The organism is Variovorax sp. ISS6 (genome assembly GCF_056523145.1).
This window is the reverse complement of sequence record NZ_JAWRZC010000001.1, coordinates 890666-912544: the sequence shown is the minus strand read 5'-3', so window position 1 is coordinate 912544 and position 21879 is coordinate 890666. Positions and strand designations below refer to the sequence as shown.

Annotated in this window: 27 protein-coding genes; 13 read left to right on the top strand and 14 right to left on the bottom strand. The window is 69.7% G+C overall.

Translation table 11 applies throughout. The features are described 5' to 3' along the window. Window positions 1-172: 172 nt before the first annotated feature. The 5 genes from AC1HIL_RS04215 to minE all read left to right on the top strand — a co-directional run bounded on the left by AC1HIL_RS04215 (window position 173) and on the right by minE (window position 4007). The gene (locus AC1HIL_RS04215) at window positions 173-598 is read left to right on the top strand and encodes a hotdog fold thioesterase (protein ID WP_057591786.1); all 426 of its coding nucleotides are present in this window, start codon (window positions 173-175) and stop codon (window positions 596-598) included. Window positions 599-647: 49 nt separating this feature from the next. Next, window positions 648-1931 (top strand): solute carrier family 23 protein, encoded by a 1284-nt coding sequence (locus AC1HIL_RS04210; protein ID WP_261212169.1) that lies wholly within the window; start codon window positions 648-650, stop codon window positions 1929-1931. 155 nt (window positions 1932-2086) lie between these two features. Continuing rightward, entirely contained in the window at window positions 2087-2845 is a 759-nt protein-coding gene (gene minC, locus AC1HIL_RS04205) for a septum site-determining protein MinC (protein WP_261212167.1), read from the top strand. A gap of 64 nt (window positions 2846-2909) precedes the next feature. Next, entirely contained in the window at window positions 2910-3725 is an 816-nt protein-coding gene (gene minD / locus AC1HIL_RS04200; RefSeq protein WP_057591862.1) for a septum site-determining protein MinD, read from the top strand. Between the two features lie 3 nt (window positions 3726-3728). Then, window positions 3729-4007 carry a cell division topological specificity factor MinE gene (minE, locus tag AC1HIL_RS04195; RefSeq protein ID WP_057591789.1) on the top strand — a complete coding sequence of 93 codons (279 nt, stop codon included), beginning with the start codon at window positions 3729-3731 and terminating at the stop codon, window positions 4005-4007. A gap of 1 nt (window position 4008) precedes the next feature. Here the strand turns inward: minE and AC1HIL_RS04190 are convergent, their stop codons facing one another. Together AC1HIL_RS04190 and AC1HIL_RS04185 are read right to left on the bottom strand one after the other, a co-directional pair. Continuing rightward, window positions 4009-5616, bottom strand: a complete 1608-nt coding sequence (locus tag AC1HIL_RS04190) for a rhodanese-like domain-containing protein (RefSeq protein ID WP_479671213.1) — start codon at window positions 5614-5616, stop codon at window positions 4009-4011. Window positions 5617-5618: 2 nt separating this feature from the next. After that, the gene (locus tag AC1HIL_RS04185) at window positions 5619-6599 is read right to left on the bottom strand and encodes a Bug family tripartite tricarboxylate transporter substrate binding protein (protein WP_057591791.1); all 981 of its coding nucleotides are present in this window, start codon (window positions 6597-6599) and stop codon (window positions 5619-5621) included. Window positions 6600-6735: 136 nt separating this feature from the next. On the opposite strand from AC1HIL_RS04185, the gene AC1HIL_RS04180 reads away from it, so the two are divergent. After that, window positions 6736-7704, top strand: coding sequence for a fatty acid desaturase (locus AC1HIL_RS04180; RefSeq protein WP_479671212.1), 969 nt, complete (start codon window positions 6736-6738; stop codon window positions 7702-7704). A 6-nt stretch (window positions 7705-7710) separates the two neighbouring features. On the opposite strand, the gene AC1HIL_RS04175 is transcribed toward AC1HIL_RS04180, so the two are convergent. Continuing rightward, the gene (locus tag AC1HIL_RS04175) at window positions 7711-8628 is read right to left on the bottom strand and encodes an alpha/beta hydrolase (RefSeq protein WP_422099514.1); all 918 of its coding nucleotides are present in this window, start codon (window positions 8626-8628) and stop codon (window positions 7711-7713) included. A 204-nt stretch (window positions 8629-8832) separates the two neighbouring features. Then, the gene (locus AC1HIL_RS04170; protein WP_057591794.1) at window positions 8833-9435 is read right to left on the bottom strand and encodes a TetR/AcrR family transcriptional regulator; all 603 of its coding nucleotides are present in this window, start codon (window positions 9433-9435) and stop codon (window positions 8833-8835) included. Window positions 9436-9610: 175 nt separating this feature from the next. Between AC1HIL_RS04170 and AC1HIL_RS04165 the strand changes: the two genes are divergently transcribed. After that, window positions 9611-10555, top strand: a complete 945-nt coding sequence (locus tag AC1HIL_RS04165) for a CysB family HTH-type transcriptional regulator (RefSeq protein ID WP_057591795.1) — start codon at window positions 9611-9613, stop codon at window positions 10553-10555. A 206-nt stretch (window positions 10556-10761) separates the two neighbouring features. Next, entirely contained in the window at window positions 10762-10998 is a 237-nt protein-coding gene (locus AC1HIL_RS04160) for a hypothetical protein (RefSeq protein WP_261212161.1), read from the top strand. 85 nt (window positions 10999-11083) lie between these two features. Here AC1HIL_RS04160 and AC1HIL_RS04155 read toward each other — a convergent pair whose 3' ends face one another. Further along, window positions 11084-11491, bottom strand: a complete 408-nt coding sequence (locus AC1HIL_RS04155; RefSeq protein WP_057591797.1) for an RcnB family protein — start codon at window positions 11489-11491, stop codon at window positions 11084-11086. Window positions 11492-11644: 153 nt separating this feature from the next. Next, the gene (locus tag AC1HIL_RS04150; protein WP_057591798.1) at window positions 11645-12241 is read right to left on the bottom strand and encodes a dihydrofolate reductase family protein; all 597 of its coding nucleotides are present in this window, start codon (window positions 12239-12241) and stop codon (window positions 11645-11647) included. 143 nt (window positions 12242-12384) lie between these two features. On the opposite strand from AC1HIL_RS04150, the gene AC1HIL_RS04145 reads away from it, so the two are divergent. The 4 genes from AC1HIL_RS04145 (at window position 12385) to AC1HIL_RS04130 (ending at window position 14415) form a co-directional block, all read left to right on the top strand. Next, window positions 12385-12813 carry a winged helix-turn-helix transcriptional regulator gene (locus AC1HIL_RS04145; RefSeq protein WP_057591799.1) on the top strand — a complete coding sequence of 143 codons (429 nt, stop codon included), beginning with the start codon at window positions 12385-12387 and terminating at the stop codon, window positions 12811-12813. Between the two features lie 90 nt (window positions 12814-12903). Beyond that, entirely contained in the window at window positions 12904-13320 is a 417-nt protein-coding gene (locus AC1HIL_RS04140) for a VOC family protein (protein ID WP_057591800.1), read from the top strand. Beyond that, window positions 13317-13664 (top strand): DUF6176 family protein, encoded by a 348-nt coding sequence (locus AC1HIL_RS04135; protein WP_479671211.1) that lies wholly within the window; start codon window positions 13317-13319, stop codon window positions 13662-13664. Before AC1HIL_RS04140 ends, AC1HIL_RS04135 begins: the two co-directional genes overlap by 4 nt. Window positions 13665-13776: 112 nt before the next feature. Then, on the top strand, window positions 13777-14415 hold the full coding sequence (locus tag AC1HIL_RS04130) for a GDSL-type esterase/lipase family protein (RefSeq protein ID WP_261212157.1): 639 nt from the start codon (window positions 13777-13779) through the stop codon (window positions 14413-14415). A gap of 13 nt (window positions 14416-14428) precedes the next feature. Here AC1HIL_RS04130 and AC1HIL_RS04125 read toward each other — a convergent pair whose 3' ends face one another. From AC1HIL_RS04125 to AC1HIL_RS04115, 3 genes are read right to left on the bottom strand one after another with little or no spacing between them, the layout of a single operon-like run. Beyond that, a complete protein-coding gene (locus AC1HIL_RS04125; RefSeq protein WP_479671210.1) occupies window positions 14429-14791 on the bottom strand; it encodes a hypothetical protein in 363 nt (120 codons plus the stop codon). A 31-nt stretch (window positions 14792-14822) separates the two neighbouring features. Next, on the bottom strand, window positions 14823-15404 hold the full coding sequence (locus AC1HIL_RS04120) for a cob(I)yrinic acid a,c-diamide adenosyltransferase (protein ID WP_479671209.1): 582 nt from the start codon (window positions 15402-15404) through the stop codon (window positions 14823-14825). A 13-nt stretch (window positions 15405-15417) separates the two neighbouring features. Further along, window positions 15418-15927 (bottom strand): DinB family protein, encoded by a 510-nt coding sequence (locus tag AC1HIL_RS04115; protein ID WP_479672468.1) that lies wholly within the window; start codon window positions 15925-15927, stop codon window positions 15418-15420. Between the two features lie 211 nt (window positions 15928-16138). On the opposite strand from AC1HIL_RS04115, the gene AC1HIL_RS04110 reads away from it, so the two are divergent. Continuing rightward, window positions 16139-17563, top strand: a complete 1425-nt coding sequence (locus tag AC1HIL_RS04110) for an FAD-binding oxidoreductase (protein WP_057591804.1) — start codon at window positions 16139-16141, stop codon at window positions 17561-17563. A gap of 91 nt (window positions 17564-17654) precedes the next feature. Here AC1HIL_RS04110 and AC1HIL_RS04105 read toward each other — a convergent pair whose 3' ends face one another. The 5 genes from AC1HIL_RS04105 to AC1HIL_RS04085 all read right to left on the bottom strand — a co-directional run bounded on the left by AC1HIL_RS04105 (window position 17655) and on the right by AC1HIL_RS04085 (window position 21764). Then, window positions 17655-18560, bottom strand: a complete 906-nt coding sequence (locus AC1HIL_RS04105) for a CsgG/HfaB family protein (protein WP_057591805.1) — start codon at window positions 18558-18560, stop codon at window positions 17655-17657. 109 nt (window positions 18561-18669) lie between these two features. Continuing rightward, complete coding sequence (locus AC1HIL_RS04100; RefSeq protein ID WP_057591806.1) at window positions 18670-19632, bottom strand: ParB/RepB/Spo0J family partition protein; 963 nt, start codon at window positions 19630-19632, stop codon at window positions 18670-18672. Continuing rightward, window positions 19632-20180: an RBBP9/YdeN family alpha/beta hydrolase gene (locus AC1HIL_RS04095; protein WP_261212152.1), complete on the bottom strand. Its 549-nt coding sequence runs from the start codon at window positions 20178-20180 to the stop codon at window positions 19632-19634. Before AC1HIL_RS04095 ends, AC1HIL_RS04100 begins: the two co-directional genes overlap by 1 nt. A gap of 42 nt (window positions 20181-20222) precedes the next feature. Then, entirely contained in the window at window positions 20223-21140 is a 918-nt protein-coding gene (locus tag AC1HIL_RS04090) for a ParA family protein (protein ID WP_057591808.1), read from the bottom strand. 9 nt (window positions 21141-21149) lie between these two features. Next, window positions 21150-21764 (bottom strand): LysE family transporter, encoded by a 615-nt coding sequence (locus tag AC1HIL_RS04085; protein ID WP_479671208.1) that lies wholly within the window; start codon window positions 21762-21764, stop codon window positions 21150-21152. Window positions 21765-21879: the final 115 nt, after the last annotated feature.

Here is a 21879-nt window from a genome sequence, read left to right as displayed (position 1 = left end):
TGCCATAGCCCGCCCCTCGGCGTTGCGCTCCTAGCGTGTGCGGACGCACACGCGTCGTCGCGCGCCTTGATGGGCGGGCTATGGCAAGCTTCGCGACCCCTTCTATAGAGTTAACAGGCCCTAGTTTCCGCCACCCTTTTCGAAGCACACCAAGACGAAAGACGAGCACGCCATGCGCATCTGGAAGAAAGACATCTCGGTCGAAGCCCTGACCCAAAGCCACGTCGGCACCACCGTGGAACACCTGGGCATCGAATTCCTCGAGGTCGGCGACGACTTCATCCGCGCACGTTGCCCGGTCGACAACCGCACGCGCCAGCCCTACGGCATCCTGCACGGCGGCGTGTCGGTGGTGCTGGCCGAGACGCTGGGCTCGTGCGGCGCCCACTATTCGGCGCCCGAGGGCGACCGCGCCGTGGGCCTGGACATCAACGCCAACCACATCCGCTCGGCCTCGAGCGGCTGGGTGATCGGCACGGCCCGCCCGGTGCACCGCGGGCGCAGCACCCAGGTCTGGCAGATCGACCTGACCAACGAGACGGGCGAGCTGACCTGCGTTTCGCGCATCACAATGGCGGTGCTCCAGCCCAAGGGCTGAGCACGACCGGCAGCCTACAAGCCTGGACCACGACACGAGGAGACAAGCCATGAGCAATCCATTCACCTGGCGCGAAGTCGCCGCCACCGAGGGGCGCGTGGTCGCGCCCGACGAACGCCTGCCCTGGGTCCAGACCGGATTCATGGGCGTGCAGCACGTGATCGCGATGTTCGGCGCCACCGTGCTGGCACCGATCCTGATGGGCTTCAGCCCCAACATCGCGATCCTGATGAGCGGGATCGGCACGCTGATCTTCTTCCTGATCACCGGCGGCAAGGTGCCCAGCTACCTGGGCTCGAGCTTCGCCTTCATCGGCGTGGTGATCGCGGCCAGCGGCTACGCCGGCAAGGGGCCCAACGCCAACATCGCGGTGGCGCTGGGCGGCATCGTGGCCTGCGGCGTGGTCTACATCCTGATCGGCGCGATCGTGCAGGCCGTGGGCACGGGCTGGATCGAGCGCTTCATGCCGCCGGTGGTGACCGGCGCGGTGGTGGCGGTGATCGGGCTCAACCTCGCGAACGTGCCGATCAAGAACATGGCGGCCGGCAACTTCGACGCCTGGATGCAGGCGCTGACCTTCCTCTGCGTGGGCCTGGTGGCGGTGTTCACGCGCGGCATGGTGCAGCGGCTGCTGATCCTGGTGGGGCTGATCCTGGCCACCGTCGTCTATGCCGTGCTGACCAACGGCATGGGCCTGGGCAAGCCGGTGGACCTCGGCGGCATCGCCGCCGCGGCCTGGTTCGGCGCACCGGCCTTCACCGCGCCGGTGTTCACGGCCAACGCGATGCTGCTGATCGCCCCGGTGGCGATCATCCTGGTGGCCGAGAACCTGGGCCACCTGAAGGCGGTGACGGCCATGACCGGGCGCAACCTCGACGGCTACATGGGCCGCGCCTTCATCGGCGACGGCATCGCCACGGTGGTCAGCGGCGCGGCCGGCGGCACCGGCGTGACCACCTATGCCGAGAACATCGGCGTGATGGCCGCCACCCGCATCTACTCGACGGCGGTGTTCGTGGTGGCGGCGGTGATCGCGCTGGTGCTGGGCTTCAGCCCCAAGTTCGGCGCGCTGATCCAGGCCATCCCGCTGCCGGTGATGGGCGGCGTGAGCATCGTGGTGTTCGGCCTGATCGCGGTGGCGGGCGCCAAGATCTGGGTCGACAACAAGGTCGACTTCTCGCAGAACAAGAACCTGATCGTGGCGGCGATCACGCTGATCATCGGCACCGGCGACTTCACGCTGAAGTTCGGCGACTTCGCGCTCGGCGGCATCGGCACCGCCACCTTCGGCGCCATCATTCTTTACGCACTGCTGGGCCGCACGAAGAACTGAGCCGCTTCCGGGGGCCCGTGCAAGCCCCCAAAGTGAAACCTCGTGCAATAAATGTGCTTCCAGGGCGGCCCGGGCCGCGGCGCACCACCGCCGCGCGGCCCGCGCCCGTTAGACTCCCAGGCTTTTCGCACCGACGTTTTCCAGACGTTTCCCCAATGGCCGATGTCTCCGCCGCGCGCACCAAGGCGGTATTCGAATTCAAGAGCGCCACGCTGCCGCTGATCGCGGTCATCCTCAAGACGACCGATCTGGGCGTGCTGGCCGAGGCGCTCGACGCCCAGCTGGCGGATTCCCCCGATTTCTTCGAGCAGGAACCGGTGGTCATCGATCTCTCGCAACTGCCGGAAGCCTCCGCCGAGGCCGGGGCGCTCGATTTCGAGGCGCTGCGCGGCCTGCTGGCGCGCCACCAGACCCAGCCGATCGCGGTGCGCGGCGGCAGCGAGGCCCAGCACGCCGCGGCCCGCGCCGCCGGCCTGGTGGTGACCGACATGCCCGCCGCCCCGGCCCCGCGCCCGGCCGAGCCGCCGCCGGCGGCCCCGTCGCCCGCGCCGCAGATCGTGCGCGAGGTGCCGGTGCCGGCCAACGGCACGCTCCTGATCGACCGGCCGCTGCGCTCGGGCCAGCAGGTCTACGCGCGTGGCGGCGACGTGATCGTGACGGCCGTGGTGAGCCATGGCGCCGAGGTCATCGCCGACGGCAACGTGCACGTGTACGCGCCGCTGCGCGGCAAGGCGATCGCCGGGGCGCGCGGCAACACCGAGGCGCGGATCTTCTCGACCTGCCTCGAAGCCCAGCTGGTGGCGGTGGCCGGCATCTACCGGACCTCGGAAGTGCCGCTGCCCGACACGGTGCTCGCGAAGGCGGCCCAGATCCGGCTCGATGGCAAGAAAATCGTGATCGAGCCCATTGCCTGACGGCAAGCCGGGACAACGCGGCAGCGATCCAGCAACAACCGAATCGAAACAAGAAGGAATGGCCATGGCCAAGATAGTGGTGGTGACCTCGGGCAAGGGCGGCGTCGGCAAGACGACCACGAGCGCCAGTTTCTCCTCGGGCCTCGCGCTCGCGGGCAAGAAGACGGCCGTGATCGACTTCGACGTGGGCCTGCGCAACCTCGACCTGATCATGGGCTGCGAACGCCGCGTGGTGTACGACCTGATCAACGTGATCCAGGGCGAGGCCAACCTGAGCCAGGCCCTGATCAAGGACAAGCAGTGCGAGAACCTGTTCGTTCTCGCCGCCTCGCAGACGCGCGACAAGGAAGCGCTGACGCAGGAAGGCGTGGAGAAGGTGCTGGCCGACCTGGCCGCGATGGACTTCGACTACATCGTCTGCGACTCGCCCGCGGGCATCGAGACCGGCGCGATGATGGCCATGCACTTCGCCGACGAGGCGCTGGTGGTGACCAATCCCGAGGTCTCGTCGGTGCGCGACTCGGACCGCATCCTGGGCATGCTCAGCAGCAAGACCAAGCGCGCCAAGGACGGCGGCGACCCGGTCAAGGAACACCTGCTGATCACGCGCTACAACCCGAACCGGGTGGCGGGCGGCCAGATGCTCTCGCTGGAGGACATCCAGGACATCCTGCGCATTCCGCTGATCGGCGTGATCCCCGAGTCGGAGAGCGTGCTGCATGCCTCCAACCAGGGCGTGCCCGCGATCCACGACAAGGACACGGACGTGGCCCAGGCCTACAGCGACGTGGTGGCGCGCTTCCTCGGCGAGGACAAGCCGATGCGTTTCGTCGAGGCCGAGAAGCCGGGCTTCTTCAAGCGGATTTTCGGAGGCAGATAAGGCATGTCGTTCCTCTCGTTCCTCCTTGGCGAGAAGAAGAAGACTGCAAGCGTTGCCAAGGAGCGCCTGCAGATCATCCTCGCCCACGAGCGTTCCAGCCTCAGCGGCAAGAAGCGGCCCGACTACCTGCCCGAGCTCCAGCGCGAGCTGGTGGCGGTGATCTCGAAGTACGTGGCCATCAATCCCGACGACATCAAGGTCCACCTGGAAACCCAGGACAACCTCGAAGTGCTCGACATCAAGATCGAGCTGCCCGACCCGGCACCCACGCCGGCGCGCTGAGTCAGTCCGGCGCGAAGAAGCGGAAGCGGACCGTCGGGTCCGCGACCACGCGCGCCGACAGGGCGCGCTCCCACGCCAGGTAGTCGGCCCAGGCCGGGTCGCGCCGAGGCCCGAACACGCGCATCACCGAGCCCCAGTCGTCGTCGAACGGGGTCAGCAGGCGCGCCGGATCGAGCGTGGTCGACAGCGGCCGCCCCGAGGCCTTCCAGGCCTGGGTGCCGCCCGCGAGCCAGCCGAAGCGCGCGCCGGCCCCGGGCCAGCGGCGTTGCGCATCGCGCGCCACGCGGCTCGCCGCGATGCCGTCGGGCGAAGTGAAGACCAGCGTGCGGCCCGGCACGATCCATGGAGAGAGCGGCGCCAGCGAGGCCGGCAGCAGGTAGAGCGCGCACTGCAGGTGGCCGCGCTCGTAGTCGAGGCTCGGACCGACGTCGACCACCGTGGCGCCTTCGAGCGCCTCGGCCTCGATGGCGGGCGGGGCATCGGCGATCGCGGTGGAAGGGGCCGGCGGCAGGCCCTGGGAGGGCAGCGGGCCATCGAACACATGCACCTCGGCCTGGCCGAGCTGCGTGAGCCAGAAGCTCGTGATGGCGGCGCGCAGCCGGTGCGCCGGATCGTCGATGAGCACGATGCGCGCGCCGCGCGTGCCCACGAGGTTCTCGAAATGCATCAAGAGCTGCCCGCCGGGCACCTGCTGCACGGCCGTGCCCGCGAAGGCCGGGTCGGGCTGCGGGCGCACGTCGAACAGGTAGAGGCTGCGCCGCGGGTCGGCCTGCCAGCGCGCGAGCTGCGCGGCATCGGCCAGCGGCAGGCGGTGGCGCGCGATCAGGCCGTCGGCCAGTTCGCGCAGCCGCTCGGGCGACTCGGCCGGCAGCAGGTCGGCCGGCGCGGCGTTCTGCACCACGGGGCCGCCGTGCAGGCCCCAGTCCATCACGCCGTCCTCGACGAACACCGCGTCGCGCGCGCGGCCCAGCAGCCGCAGGGTGGTGGCGCCGACGATGCCGCGCGTGCGGCTGAAGCAGTTGATGGCCCAGAGATGGTCGGCAGCGGCGGGCGCATCGAAGCGCCGCAATGCGAGCTCGGTGCCGGGGTGATTGCGCGCGCCGGGCAAGGAGAGGAACTCGAATTCGGCGCGCGGCCGCGCATCGACCAGGGTGATGGGCCGGCCGTCGCGCAGCCGCTCGCGCAGCGCCTCGACGCCGACGGAGGGCGTGCCGAAATGCAGCCGCGCGCGGTCGCCGAAGGCCTTGACCAGCGTGCCGTAGCCGTCGATGACGGGCAGCCCCTGCGCGGCCCAGGCCTCGATGCCGCCGGCCAGCAGGCGCACATCGGTGTAGCCCAGCCGTTCGAGCACGGCCGCGGCCTCGTGCGCGGGGCCATCGGGCGCGGCGCGGTCGTCGTAGAGCACGATCGCCGTGGAACGGCGCGGCACCAGCGTGGCGACCTGCGGCTCGAGGCCGCTCAGCGGCGCATTGCGCGCGAGGTTCGGATGCCGCGCGACGTAGTGGCGGGTCTCGCGCACGTCGAGCAGCGCGAGCTCGGGGCCGTCGGCGGCCAGCAGCAGCGCATGCAGCGCCGCAGCGTCGAGGGTGGGGCGGTCGTGCGCGCTCATCGTCAGTTCGGCTGGATGCCGGCCTGCTTCACCACCGCGGTCCACTTGACGGTCTCGGACTGGATGAAGCGCGCGAACTCCTCGGGCGAGCTGCCGACGGTGAAGGCGCCGATGTCGTCGTAGCGCTTGCGGAAGTCGGTCGACTGCACGATCTCGCGCAGCTCGCGCGAGAGGCGCTGCACCAGCGGCGCGGGCGTGCCGCTGCGCACCACCACGCCGTACCACGAGGTGACCTCGAAGTCGCCGAGGCCGGCCTCGGCGGCGGTGGGCACCTCGGGCAGCCAGGGCGCGCGGCTGCGGTAGGCCACGGCCAGCGGCTTGAGCGTGCCGGCCTTGACGAAGGGGATCGCGGTCACGACCTCGTTGAAGATGAACTGGGTCTGGCCCGCGAGCAGGTCGTTGAGGGCGGGCGCGCTGCCCTGGTAGGGGATGGGCGTGAAGTCGGCGCCGGTCCGGGACTTGAGCAGCTCGCCCGCGAGGTGCGAATAGGCACCCACGCTGATGCCGTAGTTGACCTTGCCGGGGTTCTTCTTCGAGTAGTCGATGAGCTCGCGCGGGCTGTCGACCGGCACCTTGGGATTGACCAGCAGCAGCTGCGGCGTCTGCACCAGCAGCGACACCGGCGTGAAGTCGCGCGCGAGGTCGTAGCTCAGCTGCCTGAACAGCGCGGGCTGCACCGTGAGGTTGGAGGCCGGCGCGAGCAGCAGCGTGTAGCCGTCGGCCGGCTGGCGCGCCACGTAGTCGAAGCCGATGTTGCCGGCCGCGCCGCTGCGGTTCTCGACCACCACGGGCTGTTTCAGGCGCTGCTGCAGCTGCTCGGCAACCTCGCGGCCGATCTTGTCGGCGATGCCGCCCGCGGGGTAGGGCACGACCACGCGGACCGTGCGCTGCGGATAGTCGTCGGGCGCGGCGGCCCGGGCCGGCAGCACGGTCGACAGGGCGAGCAGCAAGGCGGCGAGGCCGCGCGAGGGGAGGGTGTTCATGGGACGACGCAAAAAGCCAGCGAGCCTAGGGCGCGAGGGCGGCGGCGCGAACGAAGTTTCGCACCCTTGCTTATGCGGAATGGGCGCATGCGATGCGGCCGGGGCTTCCTAGCATCGCAGGCCGGACCGCCTCCTCATGAACACCGCCGCCCGCACCTCCACCCAGCCGCTGCAACCCACGCCCGCCGTTGCGGTGGCCCCCGTGCGGGGCCGCCGCCACTGGTGGTGGCACTACGAGGTGCCCACCCTGCTGCTCGCGGGCGCGCTCTACCTGGCCTGGGCCGCGCTGGTCTGGTGGCATGCGGCGCTGCCGGGCTGGGCGCTGTTCGTCGCGGGCGGCTACCTCGCGCAGCTGCACTTCTCGCTGCAGCACGAAAGCATCCACGCGATGCGCCAGCTGCCGCAGTGGCTGCGCTGGGCCGTGGTGTGGCCGCCGCTCAACCTGTGGCTGCCGTACCCGTTCTACAACCGCGGCCACAGCGCGCACCACGTCAACTTCCACCTCACGCATCCCGAGCGCGACACCGAGAGCGCCTACCACTCGGCACCGGCCTGGGCCGGCTACGGACGCTTCTGGCGCTGGATCTATCTGGCGAACCAGACGGTGGCCTTCCGCGTCGTGCTGGGGCCCTTCCTGCGGCTGTGGAAGCTGGTGCGCTTCGAGACCGGCCGGGTCGCGGCCGGCGACTTCTCGCGCTTGCCGACCTGGGGCTGGCATGCGCTGAGCGTGGCGCCGGTGCTGTACTTCGTGATCGACGTGGCCGGCATGAGCCTGGGCGAGTACCTGCTGTGCTTCGTCTACCCGGGGATGATGCTGGGCTCGCTGCGCACCTTCACCGAGCACCGCTGGGCCGACACGCCGCACGAGCGCGTGGCGATCGTCGAATCGAACGCGGTGTTCGGCCTGCTCTACCTCTTCAACAACCTGCACCACGTGCACCACCGCGCGCCGACCATGCCCTGGTACGAGATCCCGGTGTACTTCCGGCGCCACCGCGCGGCGGTGCTGGCGGCCAACGGCCACTTCTACTACCGCGGCTACGGGCAGATCGTGCGGCGGCACCTGTTCCGGCCGGTGTTCGTGCCGGTGCATCCGGCTTGGTAACGGGCCCTAGCCTGCGACGAAGCCCAGCACGCGCTCGATCACCTCGGCCTCCTTGAGGATGCGGCGGTGCCCCAGCCCCTGCGTGGCGACGAGCCGCGCGCCCGCGATCGCATCGCGGTAGGCCTCGCTGTCGGCGAAGCGGTTCACGCGATCGTCGCGGTCGTGCACGATCAGGGTCGGCCGCGCGATGCGCGGACCGACGGCGGGCGGCTCGAATTGCGGCATCAGGATGCCCTCGCGCGATTCGATGCGCCGCTGCATCGCGGCGCGCGTGCGTTCGCGCAGGCCGAACACGTGGGCGAAGTAGCGCGTGTATTCGCGCGGCGAGGCGGGCGGTGCCAGCAGCACCAGCCGGTCGGCCGGCAGTCCGCGCGCCGCCGCGTAGGCCAGTGCATTGCCGCCCATCGAGTGCGCGATGGCCGCGCGCAGCACATGGCCCTCGGCCGCGAGCCGCGCCGCGACGTACTCGAGCGCGCGCGCGAACTGCGGCAGGTTGCTGGCCCAGCCCGCGCTGCGACCGTGCGCCGGCAGCTCGAGCAGCACCGGCCGCAGGCCCGCCGCGGCGATGGCCTGGGCCAGCGGCAGCATCTGGCCCGCATGGCCGCCCCAGCCGTGCATCAGCAGCACCACGGGCGTCTCGTCGACGGCCGAGGCCTGCGAGGCGAGGTGGTAGAGGCCGAGGCTGCCCTGCTCGAAGGCCCAGGTCTCGCGCCGCCACTCGGCGCCCGGCCCCTGGCCGCGGTAGAGCCACTTGGGCGGCAGCGGCGTGCGGAACACGCGGCTGGCCGCGCGCACGCCGAGCGCGGGCCAGAGGCGCTCGATGGCGCCAAGCGTCCAGCGCACGGCACGCAGCCGGAGGCTGGCGCCGTAGTAGCCGGAACGCGCGGCATGGGTGGAGGCCGAAGGCGTAGCGCTGCTCGTCATGCGCTGCGCTCCTTCAGTACAAGACCCAGTCCTGGTTGCTGCCGGGCAGCGCACGCAGGGCTTCGCGCAGGGTTTCGATGCCGAGGGCCAGCGCGTAGACGGCCAGGCAGAGGACGATGATCAGCATGGTGTTTCTCCTTTTTATCGCACGACTGTGCGAAATATGAACGAGCAAAGACGAAGGGCATGCACCTGGGACCTGCCTCAGGCGCGGTAGTCGGAAAGGATGCGCCGCCAGCTGCGCGCGGCATGCTCGCCGGCCAGCGGATCGCGCAGGAAGCGCGCGTCGTGCAGCAGGGTCATCACGAGGCCGTTGAGCTCGCTCACCAGCAGCGCGGCATCGGTGCCGGCCTTGAGCTCGCCGCTGTCCACCGCCTGCAACACGGTGCGGCGCAAGGCGGCGCGCCAGCGCGTGATCTCGGCGAGCAGCAGCTCGCGCAGCTCGCCCTCGCGGTCGTCGTACTCGAAGGCACCGGCCATGTAGAGGCAGCCGGTCTGGCTCTCGACGTCGCGCGTGCGCGCGATCCAGCGCTCGACGATATCGGTCAGCCGTGCCAGGCCCTTGGGCTTCTGCATCGCGGGCACGAACACGTCGGCCAGGAAGCGGCGGCCGTACTCCTCGATGACGGCCTTCTGCAGCGCCTCGCGCGATCCCACGCGCGAGAACACGCCGCTCTTGGACAGGGCCAGCCGGCTCGCGATCGCCTGCAGCGTGATCGCCTCCAGGCCCTCGGCCAGCGCGAGGTCCATCGCCGCGCCGACGATGGCGGCGCGGGTCAGTTCGCTCTTCTGGGTCTTGGCGTCCATGCGGCGCACTTTAGCACAGTCGTGCGAAATGACAATCCACGCGGGAACGGCCTTGTCGGAGGCTCCAAAGATGATTTGCTCATGTGAAACCAACAAACGCATCGTTCCCCGCATAAGCCGTTGTGCAGAGAATTCGCGGTCCGTCCCGCTCCGGGACATGACCCTTCCGCGCCAGATGAACTTCCAACAACTGCGCTCGGTACGCGAGGCCGTTCGTTGCGGCTTCAACCTGACCGAGGTCGCCCATACCCTCCACACCTCGCAGCCTGGCGTGAGCCGGCAGATCCGCGAACTCGAGGAGGAGCTCGGCATCGAGCTCTTCGTGCGGGCCGGCAAACGGCTCACCGGCCTCACCGAGCCCGGCGGCCACGTGCTGCCGATCATCGAGCGCATGCTGCTCGAGAGCAGCAACCTGCGCCATGCCGGCCAGGAGTTCGTCGCGCAGCAGAGCGGCCTGCTGTCGGTGACGGCCACGCACTCGCAGGCGCGCTATGCGATGCCGGTGGCGGTGCAGGAATTCCGCGCCCAGTTCCCCAACGTGAAGCTGCACCTGCACCAGGGCTCGCCCAAGCAGATCGCGCAGATGCTGATCGACGGCGAGGCCGACGTGGGCATCGCCACCGAGGCGCTGGGCGACTACCCGCAGCTGGTCGCCCTGCCCTGCTACCGCTGGACCCATTCGGTGATCGTGCCGCCGGGCCATCCGCTGCTGGACGCGCCGCTCACGCTCGACGCGCTCACGCGCTATCCGCTGATCACCTACGACACCGGCTTCACGGGCCGCTCGCGCATCGACGAGGCCTTCGCGCAGCGCGGGCTCACGCCCAACATCGTGCTGGCCGCGATGGATGCCGACGTGATCAAGACCTACGTGCAGCTGGGCATGGGCGTGGGCATCGTGGCCGGCGTGGCCTACGAGGCCGAGCGCGACACGCAGCTGCGCGCGATCGACGCGGGGCGCCACTTCGGCATCAACCTCACGAAGCTCGCGGTGCGGCGCGGCAACTACCTGCGCAAGTACGTCTACGCCTTCATCGAGTCCTTCGCGCCGACCCTCACGCGCGCTGTGGTGGAAAAGGCACTGACCGACGAAACCCGGGCTTCGCACTACGAAATCTGAAAAGCGTGGCCCGACAAGGGCTTGGCGCGTGGACTTCGCACGCCGGATGCGAGGCTTTGGTCACGATGTCGACCAAAGCAGCAAGACTTCCGTACGAAAGCATGAAAAAGCTGCCAGTTGCTTCACACAAGGAGCGTACATTCGCATTCATCCCAGCTTTCCGGAACGGATCAGCAATGGCATCGATTTCGCAGCAGCAGAATTCCATGGCGAAAGCCAAGGCCCTCAGGGCCGCCGAAGCCAGCGAACAACGCGAACGCCTGCGACGCGCGCTGCCCGCCACGGTGGAACTGCTGCAGCAACGCCATGCCGACCGCATCGACGACAGCGACATCGACGCCTACGTGAACCTCAACTGGCTCGAATGGCACGGCGGCGGCCTGCGGCTCACGATCACGGGCCGCAACGTCTGCGCGCAGCTCGCGCCCACCGCGCTCGTCTGAAGCCCCTCAACGAAAAAGCCGCCGCGGCCTGAGCCTGCGGCGGCTTTTGCGCGGGCTGCTCGCGCAACCCACTGGCAGTGGGCACTTATTGGCCAGCGATGATCTGCGCGATCACGCCCGTGGCGATCGCGGCCAGCACGAAGTCGCCGCCCACGCCCATCCACTGGTAGCCACGCGGCGGCGGCTGCAGGCGGTAGGCGCGGTAGTCGTTGACCACGTAGTTGCGCGTGCGGTACTCGCTCGGCACGCGACCACCGCGGCGCCATTCGGCGTGCGGCTGCGGGAAGCCGCGGCGATCGAACTGGCGTCCGTCGCGGAAGTCCTGGTTGCCCCAGTGGCCGGGCGGCGGGCCGCGATGGTCCATCCGATGGCCGGGGGGGCCGCCGCGATGATCGTCATGACCACGGCCCTGCGCGAAGGCGCTGCCTGCCGCCATGCACATCGCGAGCGCCGCGGCGGCCACGGCCATGCCCTTCGTCTTGTTGATGAACATCTGGAACTCCTTCGTTTGTTGTGATGACGAGTCCATTGTGTGCGGCCCGTGTGTCGGTCAGCCGGTGCTCAGGTAGGCGCGAAGTGAAACAAGGTAAGCGGTGGTATCCGCGTCTCCTGTGCTCCTACAGCCGCGCGGCGCCATGGTGCCGTTTCAGGGCAGGCCCGGCACGTAGCGGTTGACGACGATGCCGCATTCGTAGGCATCGGAGCGCAGCAGCGCGAGCCGGTGGCCCTTGCTGCGATCGTTGAACACCGAGAGCCCGCCGCCCACCGCGGCCGGATTAACGAAGAACTGGAACTCGTCGACCACGCCGGCCTCGACCAGCGCCGAGGCGAAGCCCACGCCGCCGATCGAGAGGATGTCGCCGCCCTCCTCGCGCTTGAGCGTCTCGACCGCCTCGGCGAGGTCGCCATGGACCACCGCCGTGCGCTCCCAGCGCGAAGCCTCGAGCTTGTTCGACAGCACCACCTTGTCGGCGTTGACGATCTTCTGCGCGAAGGCGTAGTGGCGGTCGGCGGGAAAGCGCATCGCGGCGCGGCCCCAGTGGTCGATATAGCCCTCCTCCGCGATCTTGCGGCTCAAGAGGATGGTGCCCACGCTGTCGAACACGGTGTTGAAGTCCTGCTTGAGCCGCTCGTCCCAGGGCCAGGGATCGCCCCAGCCCCAGAGCTGCCAGCGCAGGTCGGCGTGAGCGGCCGCCACGTAGCCGTCGACGGACATCTGCATCTGAAGGATCAGCTTTCTCATGCGCGTTCTCCGGGTGGGTCGTGAAGGAATCGAGGCGCCAGACCGCTTGTGAATCGCAATCGGTTTTGGCGCGCGGTTGCAGTGTCTTCCGACCGGTGCAAGAATGCAAGCGGTTTCGAAAGAGAAGCGTAGGAGAGCGCGCCATGGCATCCCAGGAAAAATCCCTCTGCCCGATCAACCTCGCGCTGGAAGTCTTCGGCGACCGCTGGAGCCTGCTGATCGTGCGCGACATGATGTTCGCGGGCAAGCGCCACTTCCGCGAGTTCCTGCAGTCCGACGAAGGCATCTCCACCAACATCCTCACCGAGCGGCTCGGCAAGCTCGTCGAGCAGGGCGTGCTGCGCAAGAGCGACGATCCCACGCACCGGCAGAAGGCGCTCTACAGCCTCACGCCCATGGGCATCGACCTGCTGCCGGTGGTGGCGCAGATCGGCATCTGGGGCCGCAAGCACACGCCGGTCACGAAGGACAGCGCGGCCGACGCCGCCGCGCTCGAGAAAGGCGGCCCCACGCTCTGGAAGAAGCTGCAGGCGGAACTACGCCGCGCGCATGCCGAGGGCCGTGCGGCCTGAAGCACGGCCGTCACCTCCGGTCACCGGCGGTGCGCAGGGTCGCTGGCAGAATGCCGCCCCAACGCAGCAACCAGCACCGAGGGGATCCGGATGAGCGAACACACCGTCGCGGCAGCCGTCGTCTACGCCAAGGACGTGACACGGCTGAGCAGCTTCTACACCCATGTCGCGGGGCTCTCGCTCGCCCACGCCGAAGGCGGCTTCCACACGCTCGAGTCGCCCGCGCTGCAGCTGTTCGTGGTCGCGATGCATGGCGACATCGCGGCCCGGGTCCATGTGACGCAGCCGCCGGCACGGCGCGAGAACACGGCGCTGAAGTTCGTCTTTCCGGTCCCGAGCCTGCACGATGCGCGGCGCGCGGCGGCCGAGCGCGGCGGGGCCTTGAAGCCGGCCGAGGCCGAATGGGCCTTCGGCGGCCATCGCTATTGCGACGGGCACGACACCGAGGGCAATGTGTTCCAGCTGCGCGAGCGCACGGTGGCCACGGGCGGCGAGGCGAACGATTGAGCGACGCCGCACGGCAGCCTGCGGACAGCGCCGTCTGCGCGCGCGTGCGCCTGCATCCGGGATCGCTCGAGCGCGTGCGCGCATGGGCCCGCTACATCGAGGAACACCGCGAGGAGGCGCTGCAAACGCTGGCCGCGGAAGGCGTCACGATCGAATCGGTGTTTCTCGACAGCAGTGCCGAGGGCGACTTCCTCGTCTACTACATGCGCGCCGCCTCGCACGAGAAAGCGCAGCAGGTCGCGCTGCAATCGGCCGAGGCCATCGACCGTTATCACCAGGCCTTCAAGCGCGAGACCTGGGCCGACGTGAAGCGGCTCGAGGCGCTGGTGGACCTGCGCCGCTGACCGCCCTCTTCCCGCCCTGCCCGCTTGCCGCCAGGCCCGGTACGGTCTTTCGGGCGCGCGCGAAATGCGCCGCTATGCTGGCGCCCGCCTTCACTCCCACCCCCACGCACCCATGAACCGACGCCACCTGCTGCAGCTCCTCGCCGGCGGCATCGCCGCCTCCACGCTCGCGGCCTGCGGCCGGCGCAAGGCCTCGGAGCCGGCGCTCAAGGCCGATGCCAGGCTGCTCGCGCTGGGCGACAGCCTGACCTTCGGGTACGGTGCCCCGCCCGGCGAGGATTGGCCCGCGAGGCTCGCGGCGCTCACGGGCTGGCAGGTGGTCAACGAGGGCGTCAACGGCGACACCTCGGCCGGTGCGCTGAAGCGGCTCGATGCGCTGCTCGCGGCCGACAGCTATGACGCGGTGCTGGTGGGCATCGGCGGCAACGACATGCTGCGCGGCGTGCCGCTGCAGACCACGCGCGACAACATCGCGGCGATCGTGCGGCAGGCGCGCACGCACACGCCGCGCGTGGCGCTGATCGCCACGCCCGCGCCCGAACTGCTGCGCGCGACCATCGGCGCGCTCGGCGACGCGCCGCTCTACGAAGAAGTCGCGACCGCCGAGCAGGCGCTGCTGATTCCGGCGGTGTATGCGGGCGTGCTGTCCGATCCGGCGCTGCGCTCCGACCGCATCCATGCGAATGCGCAGGGCTACGAGAAGATCGCGCAGCAGATCGCCGACCAGTTGCAGAAAGCCGGCTGGCGCTGAGCGCCGCGGCCGATCAGGGTGCGTTGCCCTGCGGGCCGACCGGCGGCGGCGCGGCGCGGCCGCTGGAGCCCGGCGCGAGCTTGCGGCCGAAGGCCTCGCCCACGTTGCGCACCGGGCGGCTCGCGCGTGCCGACACCTTGTCGACACCGCGCCGCGTGGCATCGTCCGCGCGATCGATGCCACGGCCCGCGGCGTTGGTGCCGCGCTGCACGCCGCCGATCACCTTGCTGTCGCGCGGCGGCGGCTTGAGCGTGTGGGCGCGCTGCGCGCGCGGCGGGTTGTCGGCGCTCTGCGCCTGCACCGAAGCGGCCGGCAGCAGCATCAGCGCGGCCAACGACGCGGCGGCCGCGAGACGGAGTCGGGAACGAAGGGTCATCGGAGATCTCCTCGAAGCATCGGGTTCGTCATCAAGCGGGCTCGTCGCCCGCGGCCGCGGCGCGCGCCATGCGCTCGCTCTTCCAGTAGACGTCGTCGCCGCCATCGACACGGTTGAGCACGCGCGCGAGCACGAACAGCAGGTCGCTCAGGCGGTTGAGGTACTGGCGCAGCGTGTCGTTGAGCGTGGCCGAGGCGCCGAGCGCGACCACGGCCCGTTCCGCGCGGCGCGCGATGGTGCGGCACACATGGGCCTGCGAAGCGCCGCGGGTGCCGGCCGGCAGGATGAATTCGGCCAGCCGCGGCAGCGTGGCGTTGTGGTCGGCCAGCGCGTTGTCGAGCTGCAGCAGGGCTTCGGGCTTGAGCAGCGCATAGCCGGGCATCGAGAGCTCGCCGCCGAGGTTGAACAGCTGGTGCTGCACGTCCACCAGCAGCTCGCGCACCGCCTCGGGCAGCGGCTCGCACAGCAGCAGGCCGATGTGCGAGTTGAGCTCGTCGACGTCGCCCATGGCGTGCACGCGCAGGTGGTCCTTGGGCACGCGCGTGTTGTCGCCGAGGCCGGTGGTGCCGTCGTCGCCGGTGCGCGTGGCGATCTGCGAGAGTCGGTTGCCCATGGTGTGTTCGTTCCTATGCCGAGGGGGTGGAGGCGGCCTGCGCCTCGATCTTGCCGCGCAGCCATTGCAGGCCCGCGAGGTGCTGCTGGTCGTGGCTGCACAGATAGTGCACCAGGCTGCGCAGCGTGAGCGGACCATAGCCTTCGAACACCGCGGTGCGCGCGAGCTGCGCGGCATCGAGCGTGCCCAGCAGCGCCAGCGTGTGGGCGCGCGCGGCGCGGAACTCGGCCAGCGCGCGCTCGGCATCGGCCGCGCCGTAGGGGCGCTGCGCATTCACGGCCTCGCTGTCGATCGAGACCAGCAGCGGTTGCTCCTCGTCGAGCGTGCGGCGAAAGCGCAGGTGGTAGCCCTCGACCTCGATGTCGCGCACATGGCAGACCTGCTGCAGCGGCGTGAAGGGCTCGCTCGGCACGCCCTCCCACGAGGCCGGCGCGAAGTCGCGCGCGGCGGCGGGGATCGCGGCGTAGTGGGCTTCGAGCTGGGCCGGAAAGGCGGCCAGTGCCTGCAGGGTCGTGGGATCGATGGTCATCGCGGCACGCGGCCCGTGCATCGCGGGCCGCGGAGAAAGGCGGGAGCAGGATTTTGCGGCATCGGCATCCAGGTCAGGGCCGCTTAACCCCCTCGCCCGACTGCCGTACGGGGATCGGCCCGATGCCGGTTCGCGCCCCGCTTCGTAGAATGGTCCGTTCGCCCCCGCCCCTCTTTTCCCCTCTTCCACAGCCAGGAGACCTCCGATGAACGCCCCGACCTCGACCTCGCACCTGCTGCCGGAGCTTCATCTGCGCGAGGTGCCGGCAGTGCTGATCGATGCGCTCAAGGCCCGCTTCGGCGAACGCTGTTCCACGGCGCTCGCGGTACGCACGCAGCACGGTCGCGACGAATCCTCGTTCGATGCGCCGCCGCCCTCGGCCGTGGTGTTCGCCGAGAGCACGCAGGACGTGGCCGATGCCGTGAAGCTCGCGAGCGAGCACAGCGTGCCGGTCATCCCCTTCGGCGTGGGCTCGTCGCTCGAAGGCCACCTGCTCGCGGTGCAGGGCGGCATCAGCATCGACGTGTCGCGCATGAACCGGGTGCTGTCGGTCAATGCCGACGACCTCACGGTCACGGTGCAGCCGGGCGTCACGCGCAAGCAGCTCAACGAGGAGATCAAGAGCACCGGCCTGTTCTTCCCGATCGACCCGGGCGCCGATGCCTCCATCGGCGGCATGACGGCCACGCGCGCCAGCGGCACGAACGCGGTGCGCTACGGCACGATGCGCGAGAACGTGCTGGCGCTCGAAGTGGTGACGGCCGCCGGCGACACGATCCGCACCGGCACGCGCGCGAAGAAGTCCTCGGCCGGCTACGACCTCACGCGCCTGATGGTGGGCAGCGAAGGCACGCTGGGCGTGGTCACCGAGATCACGCTGCGCATCTATCCGCTGCCCGAGGCGGTGTCGGCCGCGATCTGCTCGTTCCCGAGCATCGAGGCCGCGGTGCGCACCACCATCGAGACCATCCAGCTCGGCGTGCCGATCGCGCGCGTGGAACTGATCGACGTGAACACGGTGCGCATGGTGAATGCCTACGCCAAGCTGAACCTGCGCGAGGAACCGATGCTGCTGATGGAGTTCCACGGCTCGCCGGCGGGCGTGAAGGAACAGGCCGAGACGGTGCAGGAGATCGCGAGCGGCCACGGCGGCAATGCCTTCGAATGGGCCAGCACGCCGGAAGAACGCACGCGCCTGTGGACCGCGCGGCACAACAGCTACTTCGCCGCGGTGCAGTCGCGCCCGGGCTGCCGCGTGATCTCGACCGACACCTGCGTGCCGATCTCGCGCCTGGCCGACTGCCTGCTCGACTCGGTGGCCGAGGCCGATGCCAGCGGCATCCCCTACTTCCTCGTCGGCCACGTGGGCGACGGCAACTTCCACTTCGGCTACCTGCTCGATCCCAACGTGCCCGAGGAGCGCGTGAAGGCCGAGGCGCTCAACCACGCCCTGGTGAGCCGCGCGCTCGCGCTCGAGGGCACCTGCACCGGCGAGCACGGCGTGGGCCTGCACAAGATGGACTTCCTGGTGACCGAGGCCGGTGCCGGCGCGATCGACATGATGCGCACGATCAAGCGCGCGCTCGATCCGAAGAACATCATGAACCCGGGCAAGATCTTCCAGCTCTGAGCGCACGCCGCGCATCCGGCAAAAAGCCCGGCGGCTTCGAAGGAAGCCCCGGGCTTTTTTGCTGGGCGGGCCCCGAAGGCCCCACTCCCGATTACTTGCGGCGGCGCGCCGGCTGCTGCGGCTGCTCGGCCGGCACGTAGGTCTGCGACGGCGCCGCGCCGCCATCCACACCGAGCCGGCCACCGCCGCCCAGGCCCTGGCCGCGCACGGTCTGCGCCTTGTAGTTGCGCAGCGAACGGACCATCTGGTTGAAGGCGTCCATGAAGGCTGCCGCGATCACCTTGCCCTGCGCGGTGTTGGTGTAGCCGCCGAGGCCGCCGCCGGCGCTGCGGCCGACGATGGAGCCGAAGGCGCCGAAGTCGGTCTTGGAGGCGCTGCCTTCGGAAGCCGCGACCTGCACGCCCGAACGGTTGTCGATCAGCGTCAGCAGCGCCGAGGCTTCCTTGGTCTGCATGCTGCCGCCGATCGCGGCCAGCGCGCGACCGCGGTTGCCGCCCACCAGGCCGCCGAGCGAACCGCCGAGGCCGCCCGCGTCGCTGTTGCTGAACACGATCTCGGGCGACAGGCCGTAGTCCGACGCGACCATCTGGCCGCGGCCGAAGTTGCTGCCGCCGCGCATCTCGCCCGACTGCTGCAGCGCGCGTTCGCGCGTCATCGCGTTCATGCCGGCCGCGCCGCGCTCGACCACCACGAAGCAGTTCGATTGCTGCACCAGCAAACGCAACAGGTTTGCAGTAGGCGGCAGGCGGTATTCGCCCGTGAGGATGGTGTACCAGCCCGCGTTGACGTTCTCGATCAGCGAGACGGTGCCCAGCGGCGATTCGCAGCGCTCGAGCTGGCTGCTCTCGCCCGAGGTGGCACCGCCGGCGGCGCTGCCGGTGGCCATGGTCTTGGCCGACTGGCTGCCCATCTGCATGTCGGTGGTGGCGCAGCCCGTGAGCAGCAGCGCGCCCACGGCCACGGCCGCGAGCGGGAAACGGGTGGTGAAGAACTTCATGGCGGGCTCCCTCTCTCGAGATCGTCGGGTGGAAAAAAGCTGCGGCGAGGATACGCGCAATGGATGACCGGAACAATCAAGCGGACGTCGGAGGACGCCGCGACACGGCTTAGGCCGTTCGGCGGATGCGCTCGATGAGGCCGTTGAGCGCGTCGATCGAACCGAAATGGATCGCGAGCTCGCCGCTCTCCTCGATCTTGCCGCCGCGCTTGCTGCGCTTCTTGATCCGCACCTCGACCTCGGCGGTCAGCAGGTCGGCCAGCTCCTCCTCGACCCGCTCGAGGTCGCGCGATTTCTCGCCGTTCTGGCCGCTGCGCCGCGGCGCGGCCGTGAGGCTGAATTCGGCCGCGAGCTTCTTCACCAGCGCCTCGGCCTCGCGCACCGACATCTTCTTGGCGGCGATCTGGTTGGCCGCCGTGATCTGGGTGCCACGGTCGAGCGCCAGCAGCGCGCGCGCATGGCCCATGTCGATGTCGCCGGCCATCAGCATGGCCTGCGCGGGCTCGGCCAGGTTGAGCAGGCGCAGCAGGTTGCTGGCGGCGCTGCGCGAGCGGCCCACGGCCTGGGCGGCGGCCTCGTGCGTGAGGCCGAACTCGCTGACCAGGCGCTGCAGGCCCTGGGCCTCTTCGAGCGGGTTCAGGTCCTCGCGCTGGATGTTCTCGATCAGCGACATCGCCGCGGCGGCCTCGTTGGGCACGTCGCGCACCAGCACCGGCACGCTCTCGAGACCGGCCAGCCTGGCGGCACGGAAGCGGCGTTCGCCCGCGATGATCTCGAACTCGGCGTTCTTGGCGGCGGCGGACTCCTCGTCGAGCCGGCGCACCAGGATCGGCTGCATGATCCCCTGCGCCTTGATGCTCTCGGCCAGCTCGTAGAGCGCGCCCTCGTCCATGCGGGTGCGCGGCTGGTAGACGCCGGCCACCATCTGGTCGAGCCGCAGGCTGCTCGGGTTCTGCGGCGCTCCGTTCTCGCCGGAGCCGCCGTCGCCGGCGTTGTCGCTGGAAGGGGCGGCCGTGGGGCCGAGCAGCGCTTCGAGGCCGCGGCCCAGGCCCTTGGGTTTCTTGGTCGCCATCAGTTCTTTTCTTTCGACACGTCGTTCAGGAGTTGCCGGCCCTCGGGCCAGTCGCCCAGGCCGGATTCGGCATTCAGGTGGCCACGCGCGCCCGCGTCGACGAAGCGCGCCCCCCAGTCGCTCGCCATCTGGCGCGAGCGGGCGGCCTCGCAGTACGGGTCGTCGTTGGCGGCGATCAGCACGGCGGGAAAAGGCAGCGGCCGGCGCACGATCGGCGCCCAGCCCGGGATCATCTGGCGCACGTCCTCGCGCTCGAGGTCGCCGGGCGCGACCAGCAGCGCGCCGCGTACCCGCGCGGTGTGGCGCGAATGGGCGGCCCAGGCGGCCACCAGGATGCAGCCCAGGCTGTGGGCGGCGAAGACCACGTCGCCGGGCGAAGCCAGCACTTCCTCCTCCAGCCGCACCGACCAGTCGCCGCGCAGAGGCCGCATCCATTCATGCTGTTCCACGCGGTGGTCGTGGTGCTTTTCTTCCCAGAGGGTCTGCCAGTGGCCGGGGCCGCTGTTCTGCCAGCCTGGCAGCAAAAGGACACGAGGTTCAGTGCTCATTTGCTATTATTTTTATAGCTAACTATATAAGCTGTATCAGGGTCAGGCGTTGTTTTCGCTGCTGGACTTGGGCTCGCCCACCGGTGCCAGCACGTCCTCGGGAATCGGCAGGTCGGGCGAAGTGCGGCCCGGTGCCGGCGGCGTGCTGGGCGCCACCGCGCCCGAGGCGAAAGCGCTCGCCGGGGGCATCTTCGCGATCAGCTCCTCGGCGAAGGCGATGAAGGCCTGGCTGCCGCGCGCCGCCGGATCGAAGACCACGCCCGGCAGTCCGTAGCTCGGCGCCTCGGCCAGGCGCACGTTGCGCGGGATCACGGTGTCGAACACCTTGTCGCCGAAGTGCGCCTTGAGCTGCTCGCTGACCTGCTGCTGCAGCGTGATGCGCGGATCGAACATCACGCGCAGCAGGCCGATGATCTGCAGGTTCTTGTTGAGATTGGCGTGCACCTGCTTGATGGTGTTGACCAGGTCGGTCAGGCCCTCGAGCGCGAAGTACTCGCACTGCATCGGCACGATCACGCCATGCGCCGCGCACAGGCCGTTGAGCGTCAGCAGGCTCAGGCTGGGCGGGCAGTCGATCAGCACGAAGTCGTACTCGGCACCGACCGCGGCCAGCGCGGTGCGCAGGCGTTTCTCGCGGCGGTCGAGCGCAACCATCTCGACCTCGGCACCGGCCAGCTCGCGGTTGGCGCCCAGCACGTCGTAGGCGTAACCGCCCTCCGCCAGCTTGTCGGCCCTGACCCGCGCCTCGGCCACCGAGGCCGACTCGAGCAGCACGTCGTACACCGTGGTCTCGAGCTGGCGCTTGTCGATGCCCGAACCCATGGTGGCATTGCCCTGCGGGTCGAGGTCGATCATCAGCACCCGCTGGCCCACCTTGGCCAGGCCGGCGGCGAGGTTAACGGTGGTGGTGGTCTTGCCGACGCCGCCCTTCTGGTTGGCGATGCAGAAAATCTTGGCCATGGAGGAGGATCAGTTCGAGGCGGCGAGCTTGACGCCGAAGGCGATCAGGAAGACACCGGCCAGCTTCTCGAGCACGGCCGAGATCCGCGGATTGGCGCGGATGCGCTCGGCCAGGAAGTGGGTCAGCAAGGTGGAGGTCAGGCCGTAGAGGAAGGTCAGCGCCGCGATCGTGACCGCCATCGCGCCGAAGGTGACCAGGCCCTGGTGGCGGGCCGGATCGACGAACAGCGGGAAGAAAGCCATGTAGAACACGATCGCCTTGGGGTTCAGCAAGGTGATCATCAGCGCCTGCCGCATGAAGTGGCTCGGGCGGATGTTGAGGATAGGCGCCGAGCCGGGCTTGGCGCGCAGCATCTTGAAGCCCAGCCAGGCCAGGTAGCCGGCGCCGAGCCACTGAACCGCCTTGAAGGCGGCCGGATAAGCGGCCAGCACGGCCGACACGCCGGCCACCGCGGCCCACATCAGCACCTGGTCGCCGGCAATCACGCCGAGGGTCGCCGCCAGGCCGCCGTGAATTCCGCCTTTGCTGGTCGACGTGATCAGTGCCAGGTTGCCCGGGCCGGGAATCAGGAGGAACAGGATGATGGCGGCGACGAACGCGCCGTAGTCAGCGATGCCGAACATGGGAATTGCCTCGTGGAAAGAGGGAAAGGGGAGCCGTCGAGTCTAAGCGAGGCAGGTGGCGCGGCGATTGGCCGAACGGCCGGTTTTGCGCGGCCCGCGCGTTTCTTTTGGCAAG

What these genes read in the sequence shown, in the direction of transcription:
- AC1HIL_RS04170 (WP_057591794.1), bottom strand. Translation starts at nt 9,435, where the DNA reads ATGGACGCCAAGACCCAGAAGAGCGAACTGACCCGCGCCGCCATCGTC.
- minE (WP_057591789.1), top strand. Translation starts at nt 3,729, where the DNA reads ATGTCGTTCCTCTCGTTCCTCCTTGGCGAGAAGAAGAAGACTGCAAGC.
- AC1HIL_RS04210 (WP_261212169.1), top strand. Translation starts at nt 648, where the DNA reads ATGAGCAATCCATTCACCTGGCGCGAAGTCGCCGCCACCGAGGGGCGC.
- AC1HIL_RS04180 (WP_479671212.1), top strand. Translation starts at nt 6,736, where the DNA reads ATGAACACCGCCGCCCGCACCTCCACCCAGCCGCTGCAACCCACGCCC.
- AC1HIL_RS04160 (WP_261212161.1), top strand. Translation starts at nt 10,762, where the DNA reads ATGGCGAAAGCCAAGGCCCTCAGGGCCGCCGAAGCCAGCGAACAACGC.
- AC1HIL_RS04175 (WP_422099514.1), bottom strand. Translation starts at nt 8,628, where the DNA reads ATGACGAGCAGCGCTACGCCTTCGGCCTCCACCCATGCCGCGCGTTCC.
- AC1HIL_RS04150 (WP_057591798.1), bottom strand. Translation starts at nt 12,241, where the DNA reads ATGAGAAAGCTGATCCTTCAGATGCAGATGTCCGTCGACGGCTACGTG.
- AC1HIL_RS04110 (WP_057591804.1), top strand. Translation starts at nt 16,139, where the DNA reads ATGAACGCCCCGACCTCGACCTCGCACCTGCTGCCGGAGCTTCATCTG.
- AC1HIL_RS04090 (WP_057591808.1), bottom strand. Translation starts at nt 21,140, where the DNA reads ATGGCCAAGATTTTCTGCATCGCCAACCAGAAGGGCGGCGTCGGCAAG.
- AC1HIL_RS04120 (WP_479671209.1), bottom strand. Translation starts at nt 15,404, where the DNA reads ATGGGCAACCGACTCTCGCAGATCGCCACGCGCACCGGCGACGACGGC.
- AC1HIL_RS04085 (WP_479671208.1), bottom strand. Translation starts at nt 21,764, where the DNA reads ATGTTCGGCATCGCTGACTACGGCGCGTTCGTCGCCGCCATCATCCTG.
- AC1HIL_RS04215 (WP_057591786.1), top strand. Translation starts at nt 173, where the DNA reads ATGCGCATCTGGAAGAAAGACATCTCGGTCGAAGCCCTGACCCAAAGC.
- AC1HIL_RS04140 (WP_057591800.1), top strand. Translation starts at nt 12,904, where the DNA reads ATGAGCGAACACACCGTCGCGGCAGCCGTCGTCTACGCCAAGGACGTG.
- AC1HIL_RS04155 (WP_057591797.1), bottom strand. Translation starts at nt 11,491, where the DNA reads ATGTTCATCAACAAGACGAAGGGCATGGCCGTGGCCGCCGCGGCGCTC.
- AC1HIL_RS04105 (WP_057591805.1), bottom strand. Translation starts at nt 18,560, where the DNA reads ATGAAGTTCTTCACCACCCGTTTCCCGCTCGCGGCCGTGGCCGTGGGC.
- AC1HIL_RS04100 (WP_057591806.1), bottom strand. Translation starts at nt 19,632, where the DNA reads ATGGCGACCAAGAAACCCAAGGGCCTGGGCCGCGGCCTCGAAGCGCTG.
- AC1HIL_RS04095 (WP_261212152.1), bottom strand. Translation starts at nt 20,180, where the DNA reads ATGAGCACTGAACCTCGTGTCCTTTTGCTGCCAGGCTGGCAGAACAGC.
- minC (WP_261212167.1), top strand. Translation starts at nt 2,087, where the DNA reads ATGGCCGATGTCTCCGCCGCGCGCACCAAGGCGGTATTCGAATTCAAG.
- AC1HIL_RS04185 (WP_057591791.1), bottom strand. Translation starts at nt 6,599, where the DNA reads ATGAACACCCTCCCCTCGCGCGGCCTCGCCGCCTTGCTGCTCGCCCTG.
- AC1HIL_RS04145 (WP_057591799.1), top strand. Translation starts at nt 12,385, where the DNA reads ATGGCATCCCAGGAAAAATCCCTCTGCCCGATCAACCTCGCGCTGGAA.
- AC1HIL_RS04130 (WP_261212157.1), top strand. Translation starts at nt 13,777, where the DNA reads ATGAACCGACGCCACCTGCTGCAGCTCCTCGCCGGCGGCATCGCCGCC.
- AC1HIL_RS04125 (WP_479671210.1), bottom strand. Translation starts at nt 14,791, where the DNA reads ATGACCCTTCGTTCCCGACTCCGTCTCGCGGCCGCCGCGTCGTTGGCC.
- minD (WP_057591862.1), top strand. Translation starts at nt 2,910, where the DNA reads ATGGCCAAGATAGTGGTGGTGACCTCGGGCAAGGGCGGCGTCGGCAAG.
- AC1HIL_RS04165 (WP_057591795.1), top strand. Translation starts at nt 9,611, where the DNA reads ATGAACTTCCAACAACTGCGCTCGGTACGCGAGGCCGTTCGTTGCGGC.
- AC1HIL_RS04190 (WP_479671213.1), bottom strand. Translation starts at nt 5,616, where the DNA reads ATGAGCGCGCACGACCGCCCCACCCTCGACGCTGCGGCGCTGCATGCG.